The following is a 19,947-nucleotide window of genomic DNA, read 5'->3' as shown; positions in this document are numbered from 1 at the left end:
GCGAGTTCACACGATGCGCCTTCCTCTCAGCCTCCCACGCTCCAGCCAGTCGCATTTCAGCCTGCGCGCCCGTCTGTCCGCGGGCGTGGTTGCGATTGTTTTCCTGACGACCTTCGGGGTGACCACGGCTGCGCTTTACTTCATCAAGCGCAACATGCAGGCCGCCATTGCCGACGAGCAGCTCGAACGCATTTCGGCCATTGCCGACGCGGTGGACCAGAAGTTCCTGAGCCGCCGTACCTTGCTCAAGACCTTCGGCGACAGCGTCGAGAGCCACGACTTCACCAGCGCCGAGGGACTGCAGGACCTCGTCATGCAGCACAAGTCGCTGAAAGAGGCCTTCGACAACGTCGCCTTCGTGGACACCGACGGCAAGCTGGTCGCCAACCTGAACGGCGCGCACCAGATCGGCCGGGTCAACATCAAGGACCGCGAGTACTTCCAGCGCACGATGGCAGCCAAGGCAGGCGTGATCTCCGCGCCCTACCGCAATCGGCTCAACGGCCTGGCGCAGATCGCCATGACCGAACCGGTGCTGGACCGGCAGGGCGACGTGGCCTATGTCATCGCTGCCTCGATCAACCTGAAGGAGCAGAACTTCCTCGGTGAACTTGCCGACGTGAAATTCGGCAAGACGGGGTACATGTTCATCACCAACACGGATGGCATCGTCGTCGACCATCCTGACAAGTCCAGGCTGCTCCAGCACGTGAACGCGGATGGCAGGAGCAATGCCGTCGCGGAGCGCGCCATTGCCGGCTACGAGGGCACGATAGATGCCGTGAACCGCAAGGGCGTGCGCGGGCTCTACGCCTTCAAACCGATCCGCCAGACCAACTGGGTGCTGGGGGCGATGTATCCGCGCGATGAAGCCTTTGCCCGGATCGAGCAGATCGAGCGCTTCGCATGGGCCGGCGTATTGCTGCTGACGCTCGTGGCCGGCGCCATCGCCTTCGTGACCGCGCGGTCGCAGCTCGCGCCCTTGTCCCGGCTGCGCGAGCACATGCAGGTCTCGCGCGCGGCCGCGGCCTATGCGCCCATGAAGGACGCCCCTCCCGGGGACGAGGTCGGCGACCTGTCGAACACCTTCGATTCGCTGATGCAGGAGCGCCAGGCGTCCCAGGAACGGGTGCAAGCCAGCGAAAGATTCCTGCGCGACGTGACCGACAACCTGCCGGCGGTGGTCGCCTACTTCGACAGCGAGCAGCGCTGCCTGTTCGCCAACAAGGCGGGGCTCGGCATGCGCGGCAGGACGCGGGCCGACATCGGGCGCATGACCATTCAGGAGTCGCTGCCCGATCCGGTCTACCAGCAGCTCGTTCCGCACATTGCCAAGGTGCTCGCGGGAACGCCCACGCGCGCGGAAGGCACCTACGACCGCAACGGCAAGGAAGGGTTCTTCGAGTGCCATCTTGCGCCGGACATTCGCGACGATGGCGTGCTGGCCGGCTTCTACGTGATGACCTTCGACATCACGCGCCAGAAGGTGGCCGAGCGCGAGCGGGCAGCCGGCGAGGCCCGGGTGCGCACCATCACCGACAACCTTCCGGCGCTGGTGTCTCACGTGGATGCGTCGCTGCGCTTCACTTTCGTGAACGCGCATCTGCGAACCTTGTTCGACGGCATCGAACTGGTGGGAAAGCTGCTGCCCGACGTGCGCGGCGTCGAGGATTTCGAGGTGGTCGAGCCCTACGTCCGCCGGGTGCTCGCGGGAGAAGCGGTCACCTTCGAGAAGAAGGGCGACCCCGCGCGCGGCATCGGCCAAAAATGGTACCAGTCGCACTACGTACCCGACCGCAACATCGACGGCACCGTTCGCGGCTTCTATGGCATGACCTTCGACATCACCGAGCGCAAGCAGGCCGAAATGCGAAGCGCCGAGAGCGAGCGCCGCCTGCGTGGCCTGACCGACAACGTGCCGGCGCTCCTGACCGAACTGGACCGCGAGGAGCGGGTGGTCTTTAGCAACGGCCGATACCAGACCTGGCTCGGCATATCGCCGGATGCGATGATGAACCGGCCCATCCGGGAGGTCATCGGCGATGCGCACTATGAAATGCGCAAGCCCCTGCTGGCGCGCGCCTTTGCGGGCGAGGTGGTGTCCTTCGAGCAGACCGCCCGGCTGCTGATCGGCGAGCGGACCCTGCAGACAACCTATCTGCCCCAGAAGAATGCCGAGGGCGAGGTCGTCGGCCTGTACGTGCTGGCGAACGATGTCAGCGACCTGAAGCAAAAGCAGCTGCAGCTGGACGTTCTTGCGCGCGAAGACGCGCTCACGGGCTTGCCCAACCGCCGTTCGTTCGAGGAGCATGTGCGCGACGCCATGGCCAGGTCGCGGCGAAACGGGCTGTCGGTGTGCCTGCTGTTCCTGGACATCGACTATTTCAAGACCATCAACGATTCGCTGGGGCATGCGGCGGGCGATGCGGTGCTGAAGGAATTCGGCCGCCGGCTCCGGCAGAGCGTGCGCGACACCGACATGGCTGCGCGCTACGCCGGCGACGAATTCGTGATCCTCCTCGAAGGGGTGTCAGGTGCCGCCGAAGCGCAGGTGGTCGCGGGCAAGGTGCTGGCCGCCATGCGGCCGACCTTCATCCTGCCCGGCCGCACCCTGCACGCGACGACCAGCATCGGCGTCGCGCTGTCGGAAGAAGACGAGGACTTTGCTTCCTTGTTCGTGCGTGCCGACACGGCGCTGTACGCTGCCAAGAAAGAGGGCAAGAACCGCTTCATGATGGCCGCGCCCAGGGCCGACGCCGAGGTCGGCGCCTCGTGGCCGCGGCCGGAGCCTTACAGCGCTTAGGCTGCGGCGCCCGTCGGGCGGGCACCGCCCGCGATCTCGGCCTTGTCCTACGCGGAAGGTATCTGCTGCTGCCCAGAATTGGCGGCGGTACTTTCACGGGCAGTACTTTCACGGGCAAAAAGCAATGGCAGAACACGGCGGTGGGGGTGCACCACTCAACCAACGCACTCTGACCGACGCCGACTACCGGCTGATGGTCGAGACAGTCACCGACTACGCCATCACCGTTCTGGATCCCGGCGGCATCCTCATCAGCTGGAACGACGGAGCGAGAAAGCTCAACGGGTACGAGCCGCCGGAAGTGCTGGGGCGCCACTTCTCGCTGCTCTATCCGAGCGAACTGCTCGACCAGAACCTGCCGGAGACGGAGCTGGCAATAGCGCGTGACACAGGCCATCTGGAGGCAGAGGGCTGGCGCATGCGCAAGGACGGCACGCGGTTCTGGGCCAGCGTCGTCATCACCCCGATGACCGGTCAGGATGGCGAAATCCGCGGCTACTCCGTGATCACCCGGGATCTCAGCGAGCGGCGCCGACAGGACGAGATGCTGCGCCTGAGCGAGGAGCGGTTCCGGCTCCTGGTCGAAGGGGTGAAGGACTACGCGATCTTCATGCTCGACCCCGGCGGCCACATCGTGAGCTGGAATCTCGGCGCGCAGAAGAACAAGGGCTACGAGGCGTCGGAGATCATCGGGCAGCACTTTTCCAAGTTCTACCCGGCCGAACTGGCCGCCAGCGGCTGGCCGGAACAGGAGTTGCGCTACGCGCTTCGGGACGGGCGGTTCGAGGACGAAGGCTGGCGCATCCGCAAGGACGGCAGCCGGTTCTGGGCCAGCGTGGTGATCACCGCGCTGCACGACGCCAGCGGCAAGCACCGCGGGTTCGCCAAGGTCACGCGCGACCTGACGGAGCGGCGCCGCGTCACGGCGCTCGAGGACGAAGGGCGCCGCGTGACGAACTTTCTTGCCATGCTGGGGCATGAACTGCGCAATCCGCTGGCGCCGATCTCGAATGCGCTCGAGCTCCTCAAGCGCGAAAAGACGGATTCAGCGGTGGTTGCGCACACCCGCGACATCATCGGCCGGCAGCTCAGGCAGATGACGAGGCTGGTCGACGATCTCCTCGACGTGGGCCGCATCACGAGTGGCAAGGTCCACCTCGAAAACAAGCCGGTGCGGTTGCGCGACGCCATTGCCCAGGCCATCGAGGCAGCGCGCCCGCTGATCGAAGGCAAGTCGCAGGCCCTGCATCTGGAGATGCGGGACGCGGATCCGTGGATTGCCGGAGACAGCGCGCGGGTCATCCAGATCGTGAGCAACCTGATCCACAACGCTGCCAAATTCACGCAGGACGGCGGCAACATCCATGTGTCGCTCTCGCAGAGCGGCACCGATGCCGACATCAGCGTGCGCGACGACGGACCCGGCATCCAGCCCAAGGACCTGCACCGGATCTTCGACCTGTTCGTGCAGGGCGAGCAGAACATGGCAAGGTCCCAGGGCGGGCTGGGTCTGGGGCTCAGTCTCGTGCAGCAGCTGACGACGCTGCATGGAGGCCGGGTGAGCGCCTTCAGCACCGGGAGAACGGGCGAGGGCAGCGAGTTCGTGGTGCAGTTCCCCGCCGCCCAGGCGCCGATTGCCACGCTCGAGGCGCAGCCCCGGCCCTTGGGAGAGCAGCGCGTGCTGGTGGTGGACGACAACGCGGACGCGGCCGAGACCATGGCGCTGCTGCTGGAGGCACTCGGCTACAAGTCCAGCATTGCGCATGGAGGGCTCGCCGCCATCGAAGCCGTCAAGGCGCACGATCCGGACATCGTGCTGCTGGACATCGGGCTGCCCGACCTGAGCGGCCATGAGGTCGCCAGGCGCTTGCGCGCGGAGTTGATCAACCCGCCGCCGCTGATCGCCGTGACTGGCTACGGCCAGGCCAGCGACCGGGAAACCAGCCTCGAAGCCGGCTTTCGCGCCCATCTGACGAAACCGGTCGACGTCGACAAGCTCGCGGCATTGCTCGAACGCCTGCTGGAACCGCCGCTTCGGTCGAAGGCGGCGTAGCAAGTTCTTGGGGACTAGAAATCCACCAGGCTCAGGCCGATGCTGAGCACCGTGCGCTTGCGGTTGTAGTCGACCAGCGTGTCGCCGTAGCCATGGAAAAGCTGCGTGTGGAAGCGCAGGTTGCTCATGGTCGAGTCGCCGATGGACTTGAGCCATTCGAGTCGGACCGAGCCGCGGCCGCTGTCGCGCAGGTTGTTGCGCACCGTGATGCCCAGGGTGTTGTCGCGGTTGAAGTTCCAGCGGCCCGTGACTTCGGCGCGCCCGATGTAGTTGGAGATGTCAGGGTTGTCGTCCTTTGCCGCTTCTTCCGACAGCCGCTGCCAGACGCGTCCGGTGATGCTGAAGCGGTCGTCGAGTTCGGCGCCGCCCATCAGGTACACGCGGTTCCAGCTGCGCGACAGCGGCAGGCTCTGGCCGTTCGACTGGTGCACCAGGCCCACGCCCGCATAGCGCCAGCGCCAGCCGCCGGGCAGGTTGAAGTCGAGCGGATAGACATACATCAGCTCGGGCTCGTGGTCGGTGGTGCGGAACGGCCGCGAGATCGAGCCGTTGAACAGCTGCCAGGTCGATTGCTGCGAGTACGCGAACCACAGCGAGTCCTTCTTGGCCGGCTCGTTCTGCGTCAGCAGGCCCTGCGCGATCTTGGTCCGCACCGAGAGGCCGATGCGCATTTCGTTGGCCTGATAGGCCACGGGGTTTGCCGTGTGCCCTTCGGCCGGGGACGTGGGCGTCTCGGGCTTGCTGGTGGCGGCCGAAGCCGACACGTTCAGCGGCCGATAGCCGCGGAACACGAAAGCGCCGCAGTCGGTGCCGTTCTCAAGCTCCCAGAAGCGCGACAGGATCGAGTACTGCCGGTCGCGGCAGCCTTCGCTGGTGGCGACCGAGATCACGCGAGTGGCCGGTATCGAGGCGTCCACCGGCGGTGCCGGCTGGGTGCTGGCCAGCACCGGCGGCGCCACCGGCACCGAGACCGAAGGCAGCGTCTGCTGCTGGGTCCAGCGGTCGAAGCAGGCCAGGCGGGCTTCGTTGTTGTTGCCGAGCGCGGCGCATTGCTGCCAGGTCAGCTGGGCATCGGCCAGCGGGCTGCGCGGCCTGTCGACCGCCTGTGCCTGCGCCGGCGTTGCAAAAAGGCCCGGAGCCAGCAGCAGGCCTGCAGCCAGCGTGGTGCGTAGATGGATGGCGTTCATTTCTCTCGGGTCCGTTCCGTCTTTTTCAGAGTGAAGGGATGTGTGCTGTCGTCGGCGGCATTACGCCATGTGCCCTTGAACTCGCGGCCGCACGAGTCCGGCTGCAGCGAGCCCGACCACACGCCGCTGATGCTCCGGCCGTCGAGCGATTCGTCGATGGCGAGTTCGCCTTCGTCGTCGACGTCGCCCGCGAGCTGGGCCACGGAGGTGCGCGCCGAAGGGGCTGCTGTCGTGCGCGTGATGGTGCCGCGCACACCCGCGTACTCGGGGTGCTTGCCGAGCCGCACCAGGGCCGCATCGGGCAGGCCGTCGAAACGCGCCTGCCAGTCGCCGTAGAGCGCCTCGATGGGCAGGTCTTGCGCCGTGGCTGGGCATCCGGCCTGTGCCGTGTGCGGGCCCGCGGGGCCGGCGCATGCCGTGCAGAGCGCCGCCAGAAGAACAAGAGCGAGCGGTGCCTTCATGGTGCGGCGGCGGCTGCTGCTGCGGCGGCCGCGCTGTCCTGGGCCTTGCGCGCGAATTCGGCGCGCAGTGCCTTGAGTTTTTCGCGTGGGTCTTCCCGCGTGGTGGTCTTGTCCAGCCCCATCTCGGCAATGAATCGGCTCGGCACGCAAGGCACCATCTCGCGGCCCTGCTTGCGCTTCTTGGTCCAGCTCACCGCCAGGCTGCGCTGCGCGCGCGTGATGCCCACGTACATGAGGCGGCGTTCTTCCTGCAGCCGCTGCAGCGTCTCGTCGCTCACCTTGAGTTGTCGGCCGTTGTCGTCCTCGAGCTTGAAGGGCAGCAGGCCCTCGGTGACGCCGATCAGCATCACGTGCGGCCATTCCAGGCCCTTGGAGGCATGCAGCGTGGAGAGCGTGACCACGTTCTGGTCCTGCTCGCGCTCGCTGATGGTGGAGAGCAGCGAGATGGTCTGAGCCACCTCGAGAAGGCTCTTGCGCTCGCCTTCGATGTTGTCGTTGGCGCCCGAGGCGTCGTCGAGGCCGCCGCCTGCGCGCTGCGACATCCAGTCGACGAACTCCAGCACGTTGGTCCAGCGCGCAGCCGCGGCCTGCTCGCTGTCCTCGCCGTCGTACAGATGTTTCTCGTAGTCGATCTCCTTCAGCCAGTCGAGCATGAAAGTGCGCGAGTCTTCGGCGCCCATGGTGCGGCGCGCGCGGTATTCCAGATCGTTGATGTAGCGGCCGAACTCATGGATGCCCTCCAGCGTGCGCTTGGGCATGACGCTCGGCAGCGACGGGCTGAACAGCGCCTCGAACAGGCTCAGCTTGTACTGGCTGGCAAAGGTGCCGAGGCTCGCGAGCGTGGTGTGGCCGATGCCGCGCTTGGGCGTGGTGATGGCGCGCAGGAACGCGGGGTCGTCGTCGTTGTTGACCCACAGGCGGAACCAGCCGCACAGGTCCTTGATTTCGGCGCGGTCGAAGAAGCTCTGGCCGCCCGACACCTTGTAGGGGATCTGCGCCTTGCGCAACGCCTGCTCGAACACGCGCGCCTGGTGGTTGGCGCGGTAAAGAATGGCGAAGTCGCGGAATTCCTTGTACTGCTTGCCTTGCGTGATGGCATCGCCCGCGCGCAGGCTGACGATGCGCGCCACCGCGCGCTCGGCCTCGTGCGCTTCCGAGTCGGCATCGACGATGCGCACCGGTTCGCCTTCGCCGAGCTCGGAGAACAGCGTCTTCGGAAACAGCTTGGGGTTGGGTCCGATCACGTTGTTGGCCGCACGAAGAATTGCGCTGGTCGAGCGGTAGTTCTGTTCGAGCTTGATGACCTTCAGGGTCGGGAAGTCGACCGGCAGCTTGCGCAAATTGTCCAGCGTGGCACCGCGCCAGCCGTAGATCGACTGGTCGTCGTCACCCACCGCGGTGAAGCGGCCGCGCTCGCCGGTCAGCGCCTTCAGCACTTCATATTGGGTGGCGTTGGTGTCCTGGTATTCGTCCACCAGGATGTGGCCCAGCGCGGCCTGCCACTTGGCGCGCACCTCGTCGAAGTCGCGCAACAGCTTGAGGGGCATGCCGATGAGGTCGTCGAAGTCGACGCTCTGGTAGGCGGTGAGCCGCTCTTCGTAGCGCGCCATGATGCGCGCGGTGATGCGCTCGTTGTCGTCCGCCGCGGCCGCTTCGGCGTCTGCGGCATTGAGGCCCATGTTCTTCCACTTGCTGATGGTCCACTGCCAGATGCGCGCGGTGGCCGTATCGGTCGTGCCGCCGGCATCCTTCAGGATCTTGGTGACGTCGTCGCTGTCGAGAATGCTGAAGGCGGGCTTCAGGCCCAGCACGGCGCCGTCTTCTCGCATCATGCGCACGCCCAGCGCATGAAAGGTGCAGATCACCACGTGCTTCGCGTCGCGCCCGATCAGCCCCTTGGCGCGTTCGCGCATTTCGCTGGCGGCCTTGTTGGTGAAGGTGATGGCCGCAATGCGTTTGGGCTCGAGCCCGGCCTGGATGAGCCGGCCGATCTTGTGCGTGATGACGCGCGTCTTGCCCGAACCCGCTCCCGCCAGCACGAGGCAGGGCCCGTGCAGGTAATTGACCGCTTCTTGTTGCGCGAGGTTGAGACCGGAAGACATGGGGAGTGGGGACGGAAGGCCCGCGGGAGAACGGCGGGCGCAAAGCGCGCAATGATACGGGGCCCATGTATCTGGAAAGGCCGCCCGAGTTCACGATGCGAGACGCAACGACAATGAGGCCGTGCTCGCTGTATTTCTCGTAACTTTTCCTTTCTTCGCGTTGATCGCGGCCGGCTATGGCGCCGCGCGCGCCCGCGTCCTGCCGCTCGATGCAATTCCGGGTCTCAACACCTTCGTTCTGTACTTCGCGCTGCCTTGCATGTTGTTGCGATTTGGCGCCGGCACGCCGATCGGACAGCTGCTCGACGGCAGCGTCGCGCTGATCTGGGGCCTGAGCGCGCTGGCCGTGGTGGCGGGCGTGGTGGTCTTCACCCGCAATGCACGCATCGGCTGGAACGACGGCGCCTTCGGCGCGCTGGTGGCGGCCTTCCCGAACACCGGCTTCATGGGCGTGCCGCTCCTGGTGGCGCTGCTGGGCGCGCAGGCCGCGGGGCCGATCATCATCACCATCGCCTTCGACCTGGTCGTGACCTCGTCGCTGTGCATTGCGCTGTCGCGCCTCGACGGAGTCGGCGGCGGCGGCGCGGCGCAGCACGGCCCGCGGCAGGCGGCGCGCCAGGCCCTGCGCGGCGTGCTGGTCAATCCGATGCCGTGGTCGATTCTGCTGGGCGTGCTGTTGTCGGCCGCACGCTGGCGCCTGCCGGGGCCGGTGGAGCGCACCATCGCCATGCTGGCCGATGCGGCTTCGCCGGTGGCGCTCTTCACCATCGGCGCGGTGCTGGCGCGGTCGGCCTTGCTTGCGCGGGGGCACGGGGCCAGCGCGGCGGTGGCGGCGGCCATGGGCACCCGGTCGGACGTTCCGCCCAAGGCGCCGCTGGCCGACGTGCTGCCGGTGGTGCTGGTCAAGCTACTCGCGCATCCCTTGCTGGTCTGGGCGCTGGGGCAGGGCGCCATCGGGCTCGGCCTGCCGCTCTCGTCGTCGGCGCTGGTGGTGATCGTGCTGGTGGCGGCGCTGCCGAGCGCCAGCAACGTGTCGATGCTGGCCGAGCGCTTCGGGGCCGACAACGGCCGCATCGCGCGCACCATCCTGTGGACGACGGTGGCGACCTTCTTCAGTTTTCCGCTGGCGGTGGGGCTGCTGCGCTGAACGGGCGCCACGGCGCCGAGCCTCAGGGAGTCAGCACGCCGAGCTTGTACGGGTCGGCGTCCGGCAGGCGCTCGCACTTGGAGAAATCGCGGCCCTGGCTGCCGTCGCAATAGAACGCGTTGTAGATGCGCCCGAAGAGCGTGGGGCTGGCCGTGAAGAGCACGCCATGGTCGGGCTGCCAGTTGTCCCTGGCCGACCCGGATCCGGTGCTGGCCTCCGCCTCCTTGGCGGGGGCGGCCGCCGCAATGGGCGTGAATTCCGCTAGGGTCTTGTGGGCTTCGTCGCCGCGCCAGCGCGACGCCAGTTCGGCCGCTGAGGGCCTCGTTGCGACCGGCAGCAGCACGCCGTTTACCTGGAACCCGTAGCCGAAGCGGTGCGTCTTGCCGGCCAGAAAGGCGTAGGCGCATGCGGCCATGCACTGGCCGCGGACCTCGGTGTCCACGCCGCTCGAACGGATTGCGTCGGCGTAGGCGCCGGCGGCGTCGGCGGTGCCGCCGAACGAATCCTCGAACACCACGGTGCGCACGTTGCCCTTGGCGAGGTACTGGGTAAAGGTTTTGATGGCGCTGCCGTCGAGCATGCCCGACACCACCAGCCGGCTGCCCTGCAGTTCGAGTTCGGCCGCGGGGCATGCGAGGCATGCGAACAAAAGAGCCGAACCGAGAAATAAAGGCAGTTTCACGACAACCCCTGCAAACCAGCGTGCTTGCTTGATGCGCGGAGCCGGAACGGGCTTCGCACCAGCGACAGCTTGCGCAGCGGGCGGGGGGCCAGTCAACTTCTTTTTCAGAATATTTCCCGCTTTGCGACCGGCCGTAAGACATACCTACTGGTATTACCGTTATTACTTCAGATGAATACTTGTGTTTTCATTGAGCCTGCTAGAGTGTCTGCAAATCAAAGTATGAATGGGTAGCACGATGACAATACTTGTTCGTGTCCTGTTGTGGCTGGCATGGATTGCTGGCGTGAGCTGGTTCTGGCACGCCGGGGAGCTCGGCACCGGGACTTCGCTGGCGCTCGGCGCCCTGAGCCTCATGGTGTTCGCATGGCCCGGCAGCATTGCGCGGCGCCGAAGCACCGAACTGCGCTATATCGACGTCGGCAAGGAACCCGCGGGCCTCCACCACTGACGCGCGGCGCGTACGGCTCAGATGCTGTGCGGATCGACGTCGACCAGCCAGCGGATCACGCCCTTGCCTTCGGGCGTACGCCGCAACGCATGCAAGAGCGGCTGCCACCCGGCCAGCAGGCGTTGCAGCGCCGCGCGCGAAGGGCTTTCGATCAGCATCTGCGCTCTTTCCACATTGGCCACGCGCTGGATGGCGAGCGGCACCGCCGGGTAGCGCACCACGCGGTCGGCGCCTTCGAGCGCGTCGGCGGCCGCGCTCGCGGCATTCAAAAAAGCCTGCGCGGCCTCCTGCGTGCGCGCATCGGCCCGCAGCAGGGCCTGGAATGCGAACGGCGGCATGCCGGCCGCGGCGCGCTCTTCCAGTTGCTGCCGGGCGAAGGCTGTGTAGTCGTGCCTGCGGAGCGCTCCAAAGAGCGGGTGCTGCGCATGGTGTGTCTGGATCCACATCTCGGCCGTGGCGCCTTGCGCCGCCAGGTAGGCCGCATCACGGCCGGCGCGGCCGGCCGATTGCATCAGCAGGCTAAACAGCCGCTCGGGCGCGCGAAAGTCGCTGGAGAACAGCGCGCCGTCGGGGTTCACCGCCGCCACCAGGGTGATGCGGCGGAAGTCATGCCCCTTGGCGATCATCTGCGTGCCCACCAGCACGTCGACCTCGCCCGCATGCACCGCTGCAAGCTGCGATTCGAGCGCGCCCTGCTTCTTGGTGCTGTCGGCGTCGATGCGCGCGATGCGCACCGCACTGCCGTCCGGCCGCTTCACCGCCGCGAACAGCTCGGCCAGGTGTTCTTCGAGCCGCTCGGTGCCGCGGCCGACGGGCGCGATGTCGGGGTTGCCGCAGGACGGACAGGCGCGCGGCACGCGCTCGGTAAAGCCGCAGTGGTGGCACCGCAGCGTGCGGTCGATCTTGTGGAACACGCGGTAGGCGCTGCAATGCGGGCATTCGCTCTTCCAGCCGCAATCGGCGCACGCCAGCACTGGCGCATAGCCGCGGCGGTTCAGGAACACCATGCTCTGCTCGCCGCGCGCAATGCGCTGGCCGATGGCGTCGAGCAGCGCGCCCGAGAGCACGGTCTTGGGCGGCTGCAGGTTCATGTCCACGAGCCGCACCGCGGGCAGCTCGCCAGCGCCAATACGCGATGGCATGGCCAGCCGCACATAGCGCCCGCCCGGGTCTTCGCCCTCGGCGGGGCGGCTCTGGTGCCAGCTTTCGAGCGAGGGCGTGGCCGAGCCCAGGATGACTTTTGCGCCCTCGCGCTGGCCGCGCCACACGGCAAGGTCGCGCGCCGAATAGCGTGCACCTTCCTGCTGCTTGTAGCTCGGGTCGTGCTCCTCGTCGACCACGATGAGCTTCAGCCCCGGTATCGACGCGAACACCGCCATGCGCGTCCCCAGCACGATGCGCGCGGCGCCGCTGTGCGCCGCGAGCCAGCTCGCGAGCCGCTGCGGGTTGGTCATGCCGCTGTGCAGCGAAACCACCGCCTCGTCGCCGAAACGCGCCTTGAAGCGTGCTTCGAGCTGCGGCGTCAGATTGATCTCGGGCACCATCACCAGCGCCTGCGCGCCGGCATCGCGGGCGAGCAGGTCGGCCACGCAGCGCAGGTAGACCTCGGTCTTGCCGCTGCCGGTGCTGCCGACCAGCAGGAAGGTGCCGCTCTCGGCCTCGATGCGGGCCAGGGCCGCCGTCTGCTCCGGGCTCAGCGTGATCAGGTTGGCGGATTCGTCAGTGGCGGCCACCGGGCCGGTCGTCGCCTTGCGTTTGAGGCGGCGCGCCAATTGGGTCGTCGTCAGGTCGCGCAGTTGCGGCGGCAGGGCGGCCAGTGCGATTTCGCCGATCGAGCGCTGGTAGTAGCGCGCGGCAAAGGCAACCAGGTCGCGCCAGGCTTCGCCGAGGGGGGGCAGCGCATCGAGAGCCGCGCCGACGGGCTTGAGCGCCATGTTGGGCGCGGCGCCGTCCAGCGAGCTTGCCTCGTTCCAGACCACGCCGAGCACCTCGCGCCGACCCAGCGGCACCCGCACCAGCGTGCCAGGCGCGAGCGGCATCGCGCCGGCGTAGCTCAACAGATCGCCGAGGGCGGCATGCGCGGGCGTCTGCACCGCGACGTCGAGCCGCCAAGCCATCGCCGCGGTCGCGCTGGCCGGCGTTGCTGTATCTGTTTCGGGGGCTTCGAGGGGGAAAGAAATGAGCGTCCTTGTTGGCCAGGTTTGTTAATGCGACTTTGAGCAATACCACTTAAGTTGTTGATTTTTCAGCAGTTTGACGGTCGTCCAGAGTTTCTGTGGATAACTTTGTTGACAACAGGGCTCGACACGCGCGCGAGCCTTGCAGATCAAGCCTCTGACTGGGTTGCCCTCAAAAAAAGCAAAATCCAAATCCTATATGAATCAACAACTTAGCGCTGCTATTGCTTTGGAAGCAAAGAGCAGGGCCCTTCAGATGTTCTTGCGCAGTGCAGCACATGTTTTGTGCATAAGTCGGGCCTCCTACGCCGTTTTTACGCTTGACAAACGGCTCGGAATTGATTTTCAACGCCGCAAGCGTCCTGGCGCAGCCCGCCCGCGTGGTTACACGTCTCAGCCGCGCAGGGCGCGCGATTGGGCGTGCACTGCCTGCACCAGCGCTGCCACGTGGTCCGGCGGCGTGAACTGGCTGATGCCATGGCCCAGGTTGAAGATATGGGTCGGCCCGGCCACGCTGGCATTGGCGTGCGGCTTGCCGAAAGCGTTCAGCACCTTGGCCACCTCGGCTTCGATCTGCGCGGGCGGCGCGAACAGCACGTTGGGATCGATGTTGCCTTGCAGGGCCTTGGCCTTGCCGTCTTCGCCGTCGCCCACCAGCCGGCGCGCCGCCGCGAGGTTCACGGTCCAGTCGACGCCGAGCACTTCGCAGTCGAGCGCGCGCATGGCCTCGAGCCACAGGCCGCCGCCCTTGGTGAACACGATGCGCGGCACGGGTTGCCCGTCGGCGCCGTTGCGCTTCAGGCCGGCCAGCACGCGCGCCGTGTAGGCGAGGCTGAATTCCTGGAACGCGCCGTCAGCCAGCACGCCGCCCCAGCTGTCGAACACCATCACGGCCTGCGCGCCGGCGTCGATCTGCGCATTGAGATAAGCGGCCACCGAATCGGCATTGACTGCGAGCAGGCGGTGCATCAGGTCGGGACGGCTGTAGAGCATGCTCTTTACGAGCCGGTAGTCGCTCGAGCCCGCACCTTCCACCATGTAGCAGGCGAGCGTCCACGGGCTGCCCGAGAAGCCGATGAGCGGCACCCGGCCATCGAGCGCTTTGCGGATCGATGCCACGGCGTCGAACACATAGCGCAGCTTGGCCATGTCGGGCACCTCGAGTGCCGCAACGGCCGCTTCGCCCTGCACCGGGCGCGCGAAGCGCGGGCCTTCGCCGGCCTCGAACGACAGGCCCAGGCCCATCGCGTCGGGCACGGTGAGGATGTCGGAAAACAGGATCGCCGCATCGAGCGGATAGCGCTCGAGCGGCTGCAGCGTGACCTCCGTCGCGTAGTCGACGTTGGTCGCGAGCCCCATGAAGCTGCCGGCCTTGGCACGGGTGGCCACGTATTCGGGCAGGTAGCGCCCGGCCTGGCGCATGAGCCAGACGGGCGTGTGGTCTGTGGCCTGGCGCCAGCAGGCCCGCAGGAAAGTGTCGTTTTGCAATGGGGCGAAAGGCATGTCCCGATTGTCGCAGGGGCCCGCGCCTGGCTCCTGCGACGACCCTGCGGCAGGCCTGAAAAAACTCAGACCACCGGCACGCGCCGCGAATCGGCCGGGCTCACGTTGCGCCGGTAGAGCATCAGCGTCGCGAAAAGCCCGCAGACGGCGGCCGCGGTCATCCACAGGCCCGGCGCGCCCTTGTCGCCCGTCATCTCGATGAGGCCGGTGGCAATGGCCGGCGTGAAGCCGCCGAACAGCGCCGTCGCGAGGCTGTAGGCCAGCGAGAAGCCGGCGGTGCGCACGTTGACCGGCATCACCTCGGTGAGCGCCACCACCATCGCGCCGTTGTAGCTGGCATAGAGGAACGACAGCCAGAGCTCGACCTCGAGCATGCGCCCGAAGCTCGGCGCGCCCACCAGCCATTTGAGCGACGGGTACGCGGTGAAGATGGTCAGGACCGTGAACAGGATCAACAGCGGCTTGCGGCCGACGCGGTCGGACAGCGAGCCCATCACCGGCAGCCAGATGAAGTTGGAGACGGCCACGCACAGCGTGACGATGAGCGCATCGGTCGTGCTCAGGTGCAGCACCGACTTGCCGAAGGTGGGCGTGTAGACCGTGATCAGGTAGAACGACACCGTGGTCATCGACACCAGCATCATTCCCGCCACCACGAGGCCCCAGTTGGCCACCATCGACTGGAATATCTCGCGTGCATCGGGCCGGTGTTTGCGCGCCATGAACTCCTCGGTCTCCTGCAGCGAACGCCGGATGATGAAGAGCACCGGCACGATCAGGCAGCCGACGAAGAACGGAATGCGCCAGTAGAAGTCGCCGATCTCCTGCGAGGTGAAGGTCACGTTGAGCCAATAGCCCAGTGCCGCCGCCACGATGATCGCCACCTGCTGGCTGGCCGACTGCCAGCTCACGTAGAAGCCCTTGCGCCCCGGCGTGGCCATCTCCGACAAGTAGACCGAGACGCCGCCCAGTTCCACGCCGGCCGAAAAACCCTGCAGCAGCCGACCGATGAGCACCAGGAGCGGCGCCGCGAAGCCGATGGTGGCGTAGGCCGGTACGCAGGCAATGAGCAGCGTGCCGAGCGCCATCAGTGCGAGCGTGACGATCAGGCCCTTGCGTCGCCCCACGCGGTCGACATACGCGCCGAGAAAGATCGCGCCCAGCGGCCGCATCAGGAAGCCCGCGCCAAAGGTCATGAAGGTCAGCATCAGCGAAGCGAACTCGTCGCCCGCCGGGAAGAAGGCCTTCGAGATCTGCGTGGCGTAGAAGCCGAACAGGAAGAAGTCGAACATCTCCATGAAATTGCCGCCCGTCACGCGCAGGACGGTGGCCAATTTCGAGGAGGAGCCGGTGCTGGAAGAAAGGGCGCGGGCGGCCGTGCCCGGTTGCGCGTCGGAGTGCGCAGGATTCATCTCGTTGTCCCCTTGGGCGATGTAATGCGCCAAGGGTAGGCCGGGGTTCCCGACCGCTGCCTGACCGCGCGAGTCAGCTAGCTGTCACTCGCGGGCTGTCCTGCTTCAGCTCTTGTATTTCACCGAGCAGCCGTAGGGCCGCGTCGAGGCCGCCGAGATCGGTTTGCCGCCGAAGGCTTCGCCCAGCGCCTGGTTCACATAGTTGGTCGCGGCCTTGATGTCGTCGGGCCGGGCCGACGCGATGCTGTCGATGCCGCCCGCATACACCAGCATGCCCTTGGGATCGATGATGAAGATGTGCGGCGTGGTGCGCGCGCCGTAGGCCTGGCCGATCACGCCGTCTTCGTCCATCAGCATCGCGGTGGGCGACGCCTTTTGCGACTTCATCCATGCGTCGAGCGCGGCGGGTTGCAGGTAGTCGCTGGCCGCGCGCTCGGTGGAGTTGACCGACAGCCAGACCACGCCCTGGGCCGTAGCGGCCTTTTGAGTGGCGGGCATGTTCCCGCTGTTGTAGTGCTTGCGCACGAAGGGGCAGCCCGGGTTGGTCCACTCGAGCACCACGAACTTGCCGGCGAAGTCGGAGAGCTTGTGCTTGGCGCCGCTGGTGTCCACGGCAACGAAGTCGGGCGCCTGCTGGCCCACGGCGGGCGCGGCGAAGGCGTGGTTGCCCATCAGGAAGGTGGCACCCAGGGCCACGGCGGCGGCCACGACAGCGCGGCGCGAGGCGCGGCTGAGAGCGGCGCGGGCATGGCGCGCGGCACGGAGAGAACGCGAGTCGGAAGATGGCGAAACTGACATGGCCAGCTAGAACTCCAAAATAAAAACGAACAACGGCGACAGCTTAGAGCGCTTTGCTCATGTGCATGTGACAACCCATGTCACACCGGGGTCAAAGCGAAGCCAGCGCCGCGCGCACCTCGTCCTTGCCCAGAATCTCGGTCAGCACGACCGGCGGCTTGCCGGGCGCCTGCAGCACGTACAGCGGCACGCCGCTGCGCCCGAGCGAGGTCAGCGCGGCCGTGATGGCGGGATCGCGGCGCGTCCAGTCGGCCCGCAGCATCGCAACCTTCTTGCTGTCGAAGTCGGCCAGTACGTCGGCGTCCGCCAGCGTGGCCTTCTTGTTGTACTGGCAGGTCACGCACCAGGCGGCCGTGAAGTCAATGAACACCGGCTGCCCCGCGCCCGTGAGCTCGGAGACGCGATCGGCCGACCAGGGCTGCCAGCGCTGGCTGGTGTTGGACGCGAGCTTGGCCGGCTCCACCGCCTGCAGCACGTTGCGGCCGATGGCGGCGGTGAGCACCGCCGTAAAGGCGACCAGCACCGAGGCAATGACCAGCCGCGTGCGGCCGCGCAGCGTCAGCGCCCACACGATGGCCGCCATGCACACCAGCAATGCGAGCAGCGTGCCGGCACCGTCGATGCCGCTTTGCTGGCCCAGCACCCAGACCAGCCATGCCACCGTGGCGAACATCGGGAAAGCCAGCAGCCGGCGCAGCGTGCCCATCCACGGTCCAGGCTTCGGCAGCAGCCGCGCAATGGCAGGAACGAAGCCCGCCACCAGGTAGGGCAGCGCCAGCCCCAGGCCCAACGCGGCGAACAGCAGCAGGGCTTGCGTGGCCGGGAGCCCGATCGCAAAGCCGAGCGAAGCGCCCATGAACGGGGCGGTGCAGGGCGATGCGATCACCACCGCGAGAACGCCCGAGAGAAAGTCGTTGGCGATCGGGTGCTTGGCCTGCGCCGAGCACAGCGACACCGGCGCCGCGCGGCCGAATTCGAAGACGCCCACAAGATTGAGGCCCATCAGCGTGAACAGCGCCGCCAGCGCCGCCACCACGGCTGGCGATTGCAGCTGGAAGCCCCAGCCGAGTTGGGCGCCGGCTGCGCGCAGCGCCAGCATGGCGCCGCCCAAGGCGAGGAACGAAAGCATGACGCCCGCGGTGTAAGCCAGGCCCGCCGTGCGGTGCGCGCTGCGGTTGCCGGCCTGCCGCGCGAAGCCCAGCACCTTGATGGCCAGGATCGGGAACACGCAGGGCATGAGGTTGAGCAGCAGGCCGCCGAGCAATGCGCCCAGCAAGGCGACAACGAAGGTGCCGGCGGGTTGGGGAGGCAGGTCTGTGGGCGACGACGACGCGGCGGCACTCGCCGCGCTCGCTGCGTTCGCGGCAAGCGCAGCCTGCAGCGCGGGCGACACTTCGGCGCGCGGCGCAGCGGCCGCCGGCCAGGTGCCGCTGACCGGCGCCTCGGTGCGCCAGGCCAACGGCTGGCCCGGTTGCCGGTCGGTTTCGGCCAGCGCCACCACCAGTGGCAAGGTCGTGGGGCTGGCGCTGCGCTGGTCGGCCAGCGGCAGCGTGGCCGTCCAGGTGCTGCCCTCCCAACTCTGCGTCCAGTCCTTGCCCGACTCCGCGGCGGTGCGGATCAGCTCGGGCGTCTCGGGGAAGAAGCCCAGCGTCTTGCCCTGTGCGGCGGCCGGCAGGCCTTCGAGGCGCACTTGCAGCTTGTTGCCATTGACCTCGACGGCGCCCGGCGTGGCGAGCGGCTGCGGCTGGGCCGCCTGGGCGGCATCGAAATCGGCCTTGTGCAGCGCCGTGGAGCCCTGCAGCGGCAGCGCGAGGGTGAACTCGCCTTCCTCGGGAATGCATTCCTTGCGGCACACCAGCCACGTGGCCTTGAGCCGGATGTCCATCGACGAAGCCCCCGCGCCCAGGGCCAGCGGCGGCTTGAAATTACTCGACACCTCGAGCGGCACCGGCAGCAGCACCGTGCCCTCGTAGCCGTAGTTGGCCAGCGTGCCTACGGGAATCTTCTTCGGCACCGGCCACGCGATGTCGCCGGCCGCCACGCCCGGCGGCAGCGTCCAGTTCAGTTCGGTGGGCAGGCCGGAATCGCCGGCGTTCTTCCAATAGGTGTGCCACTCGGGCTGATGGGTGATCTGCAGCCCGACCCAGACCGGTGCGCCCGGCGTCACGCCCTCCGGCGCGTGCGCAACCAGTTCGGCGCGCACATGCGGGGTGGTGACGACAGCACCCGGCTTGGATACCAATTGAGCCGCAGCCGGCATGCAGGCTGCGGCGGTTGCTACCAGAAACGTAGCGAGTTGAAAGAAGCGGGAAAAGATCATGCCGATGAGTCGGAGCGGGCGGGCGGTGCGAAGTTCCGGGTGTTTATTGGAGCCTCAAGCGGCCCAGCCCAGCACCACGCGGCGGCTGTTGGCGCTCTTTTTCTCGATTTTGGTGACCACCACCGCGCCAATCTCCAAGGTGTTTGCAACATGCGTGCCGCCGCAGGGCTGGAAATCGATCTGCGCACCGCCCTCGCCGCCGATGCGGATGGTGCGCACGGTGCCCGTGCCGCGCGGCGGCTGCACGCTCATGCTCTTCACCAGCGCCGGATTCGCGTCGAGCTCCTCGTCGGTGATGGCGCCCACGGTCAGCGGATGCGCCGCTTCCACCAGCCGCGCGAGGCCGGCGGTCAGCGCTTCCTTGTCGAGCGGATCGGTCATGTGAAAGTCGATGCGGGCGTAGTCGGGCGTGATCGAGCAGCCGTTCACCGGCACCGGCACGAGGTGGCACAGCAGGTGGCTGGCGGTGTGAAAGCGCATCAGCCGGTGGCGGCGCTCCCAGTCGAGGCGCGCCGTCACCGTGTCGCCGGGCTTCAGCGCGGCGAGCAGTTCAGCTTGCCCGGGGGCCGGCACGTGAACGAATTCGGCGGTGGGCTGGCCTTCGTCGTTTTTGGCCTTGCGGGTGTCGGCAATGGCGATTTCGCGGCCATCGGCCAGCGCCAGCACGCCGGTATCGCCGGCCTGCCCGCCGCCCAGCGGATAGAACACGGTGCGGTCCAGCACGACGCCAGTCTCGTCGATGCGCAGAATGCGGGCTTCGCAGGAGCGCAGGTAGGCGTCGGCACGGAACAAGTCGTCGGTCATGCGGCCGATGGTAGCGGCGATGCGCCGATGGGGTGCGCCCACGCCAA

At 67.2% G+C, this 19,947-nt stretch carries 14 protein-coding genes; 4 read left to right on the top strand and 10 right to left on the bottom strand.

Translation table 11 applies throughout. The annotated features are described in order from the left end of the window. The first annotated feature begins 13 nt into the window (after positions 1-13). Together BLR24_RS27180 and BLR24_RS27175 are read left to right on the top strand one after the other, a co-directional pair. A complete protein-coding gene (locus BLR24_RS27180) occupies positions 14-2,803 on the top strand; it encodes a sensor domain-containing diguanylate cyclase (protein ID WP_093023265.1) in 2,790 nt (929 codons plus the stop codon). Between the two features lie 124 nt (positions 2,804-2,927). Then, positions 2,928-4,856, top strand: coding sequence for a PAS domain-containing hybrid sensor histidine kinase/response regulator (locus BLR24_RS27175; RefSeq protein ID WP_093023263.1), 1,929 nt, complete (start codon positions 2,928-2,930; stop codon positions 4,854-4,856). Between the two features lie 14 nt (positions 4,857-4,870). Here the strand turns inward: BLR24_RS27175 and BLR24_RS27170 are convergent, their stop codons facing one another. The 3 genes from BLR24_RS27170 to BLR24_RS27160 are packed head-to-tail and all read right to left on the bottom strand — an operon-like array spanning position 4,871 to position 8,606. Next, the gene (locus BLR24_RS27170; RefSeq protein ID WP_254787608.1) at positions 4,871-6,043 is read right to left on the bottom strand and encodes a phospholipase A; all 1,173 of its coding nucleotides are present in this window, start codon (positions 6,041-6,043) and stop codon (positions 4,871-4,873) included. Further along, positions 6,040-6,504, bottom strand: a complete 465-nt coding sequence (locus BLR24_RS27165; protein WP_093023261.1) for a hypothetical protein — start codon at positions 6,502-6,504, stop codon at positions 6,040-6,042. Before BLR24_RS27165 ends, BLR24_RS27170 begins: the two co-directional genes overlap by 4 nt. Further along, positions 6,501-8,606 (bottom strand): ATP-dependent helicase, encoded by a 2,106-nt coding sequence (locus BLR24_RS27160; RefSeq protein WP_093023259.1) that lies wholly within the window; start codon positions 8,604-8,606, stop codon positions 6,501-6,503. The genes BLR24_RS27165 and BLR24_RS27160 overlap by 4 nt, the downstream gene beginning before the upstream one ends. A gap of 121 nt (positions 8,607-8,727) precedes the next feature. On the opposite strand from BLR24_RS27160, the gene BLR24_RS27155 reads away from it, so the two are divergent. After that, positions 8,728-9,753 carry an AEC family transporter gene (locus BLR24_RS27155; RefSeq protein ID WP_093023257.1) on the top strand — a complete coding sequence of 342 codons (1,026 nt, stop codon included), beginning with the start codon at positions 8,728-8,730 and terminating at the stop codon, positions 9,751-9,753. 22 nt (positions 9,754-9,775) lie between these two features. Here BLR24_RS27155 and BLR24_RS27150 read toward each other — a convergent pair whose 3' ends face one another. Further along, positions 9,776-10,435: a hypothetical protein gene (locus BLR24_RS27150; RefSeq protein ID WP_254787606.1), complete on the bottom strand. Its 660-nt coding sequence runs from the start codon at positions 10,433-10,435 to the stop codon at positions 9,776-9,778. Between the two features lie 238 nt (positions 10,436-10,673). On the opposite strand from BLR24_RS27150, the gene BLR24_RS27145 reads away from it, so the two are divergent. After that, on the top strand, positions 10,674-10,886 hold the full coding sequence (locus tag BLR24_RS27145; protein ID WP_093023255.1) for a hypothetical protein: 213 nt from the start codon (positions 10,674-10,676) through the stop codon (positions 10,884-10,886). A gap of 17 nt (positions 10,887-10,903) precedes the next feature. On the opposite strand, the gene BLR24_RS27140 is transcribed toward BLR24_RS27145, so the two are convergent. The 6 genes from BLR24_RS27140 to BLR24_RS27115 all read right to left on the bottom strand — a co-directional run bounded on the left by BLR24_RS27140 (position 10,904) and on the right by BLR24_RS27115 (position 19,900). Further along, positions 10,904-13,003, bottom strand: coding sequence for a primosomal protein N' (locus BLR24_RS27140; protein ID WP_175543364.1), 2,100 nt, complete (start codon positions 13,001-13,003; stop codon positions 10,904-10,906). Between the two features lie 453 nt (positions 13,004-13,456). Further along, positions 13,457-14,566 carry a uroporphyrinogen decarboxylase gene (gene hemE / locus BLR24_RS27135; protein ID WP_093023253.1) on the bottom strand — a complete coding sequence of 370 codons (1,110 nt, stop codon included), beginning with the start codon at positions 14,564-14,566 and terminating at the stop codon, positions 13,457-13,459. 65 nt (positions 14,567-14,631) lie between these two features. Continuing rightward, on the bottom strand, positions 14,632-15,978 hold the full coding sequence (locus BLR24_RS27130; protein ID WP_093023251.1) for an MFS transporter: 1,347 nt from the start codon (positions 15,976-15,978) through the stop codon (positions 14,632-14,634). Positions 15,979-16,083: 105 nt separating this feature from the next. Further along, entirely contained in the window at positions 16,084-16,776 is a 693-nt protein-coding gene (locus BLR24_RS27125; RefSeq protein ID WP_175543363.1) for a thioredoxin family protein, read from the bottom strand. Positions 16,777-16,867: 91 nt separating this feature from the next. Next, positions 16,868-19,036: a protein-disulfide reductase DsbD family protein gene (locus tag BLR24_RS27120; protein WP_093023405.1), complete on the bottom strand. Its 2,169-nt coding sequence runs from the start codon at positions 19,034-19,036 to the stop codon at positions 16,868-16,870. Positions 19,037-19,150: 114 nt separating this feature from the next. After that, the gene (locus BLR24_RS27115) at positions 19,151-19,900 is read right to left on the bottom strand and encodes an alanyl-tRNA editing protein (RefSeq protein WP_093023403.1); all 750 of its coding nucleotides are present in this window, start codon (positions 19,898-19,900) and stop codon (positions 19,151-19,153) included. Positions 19,901-19,947: the final 47 nt, after the last annotated feature.

The organism is Variovorax sp. OV700 (genome assembly GCF_900099805.1).
Classification (GTDB): Bacteria; Pseudomonadota; Gammaproteobacteria; order Burkholderiales; family Burkholderiaceae_C; genus Variovorax.
The sequence above is the reverse complement of the archived record's forward strand: the minus strand, read 5'-3'. Positions and strand labels throughout refer to the sequence as shown.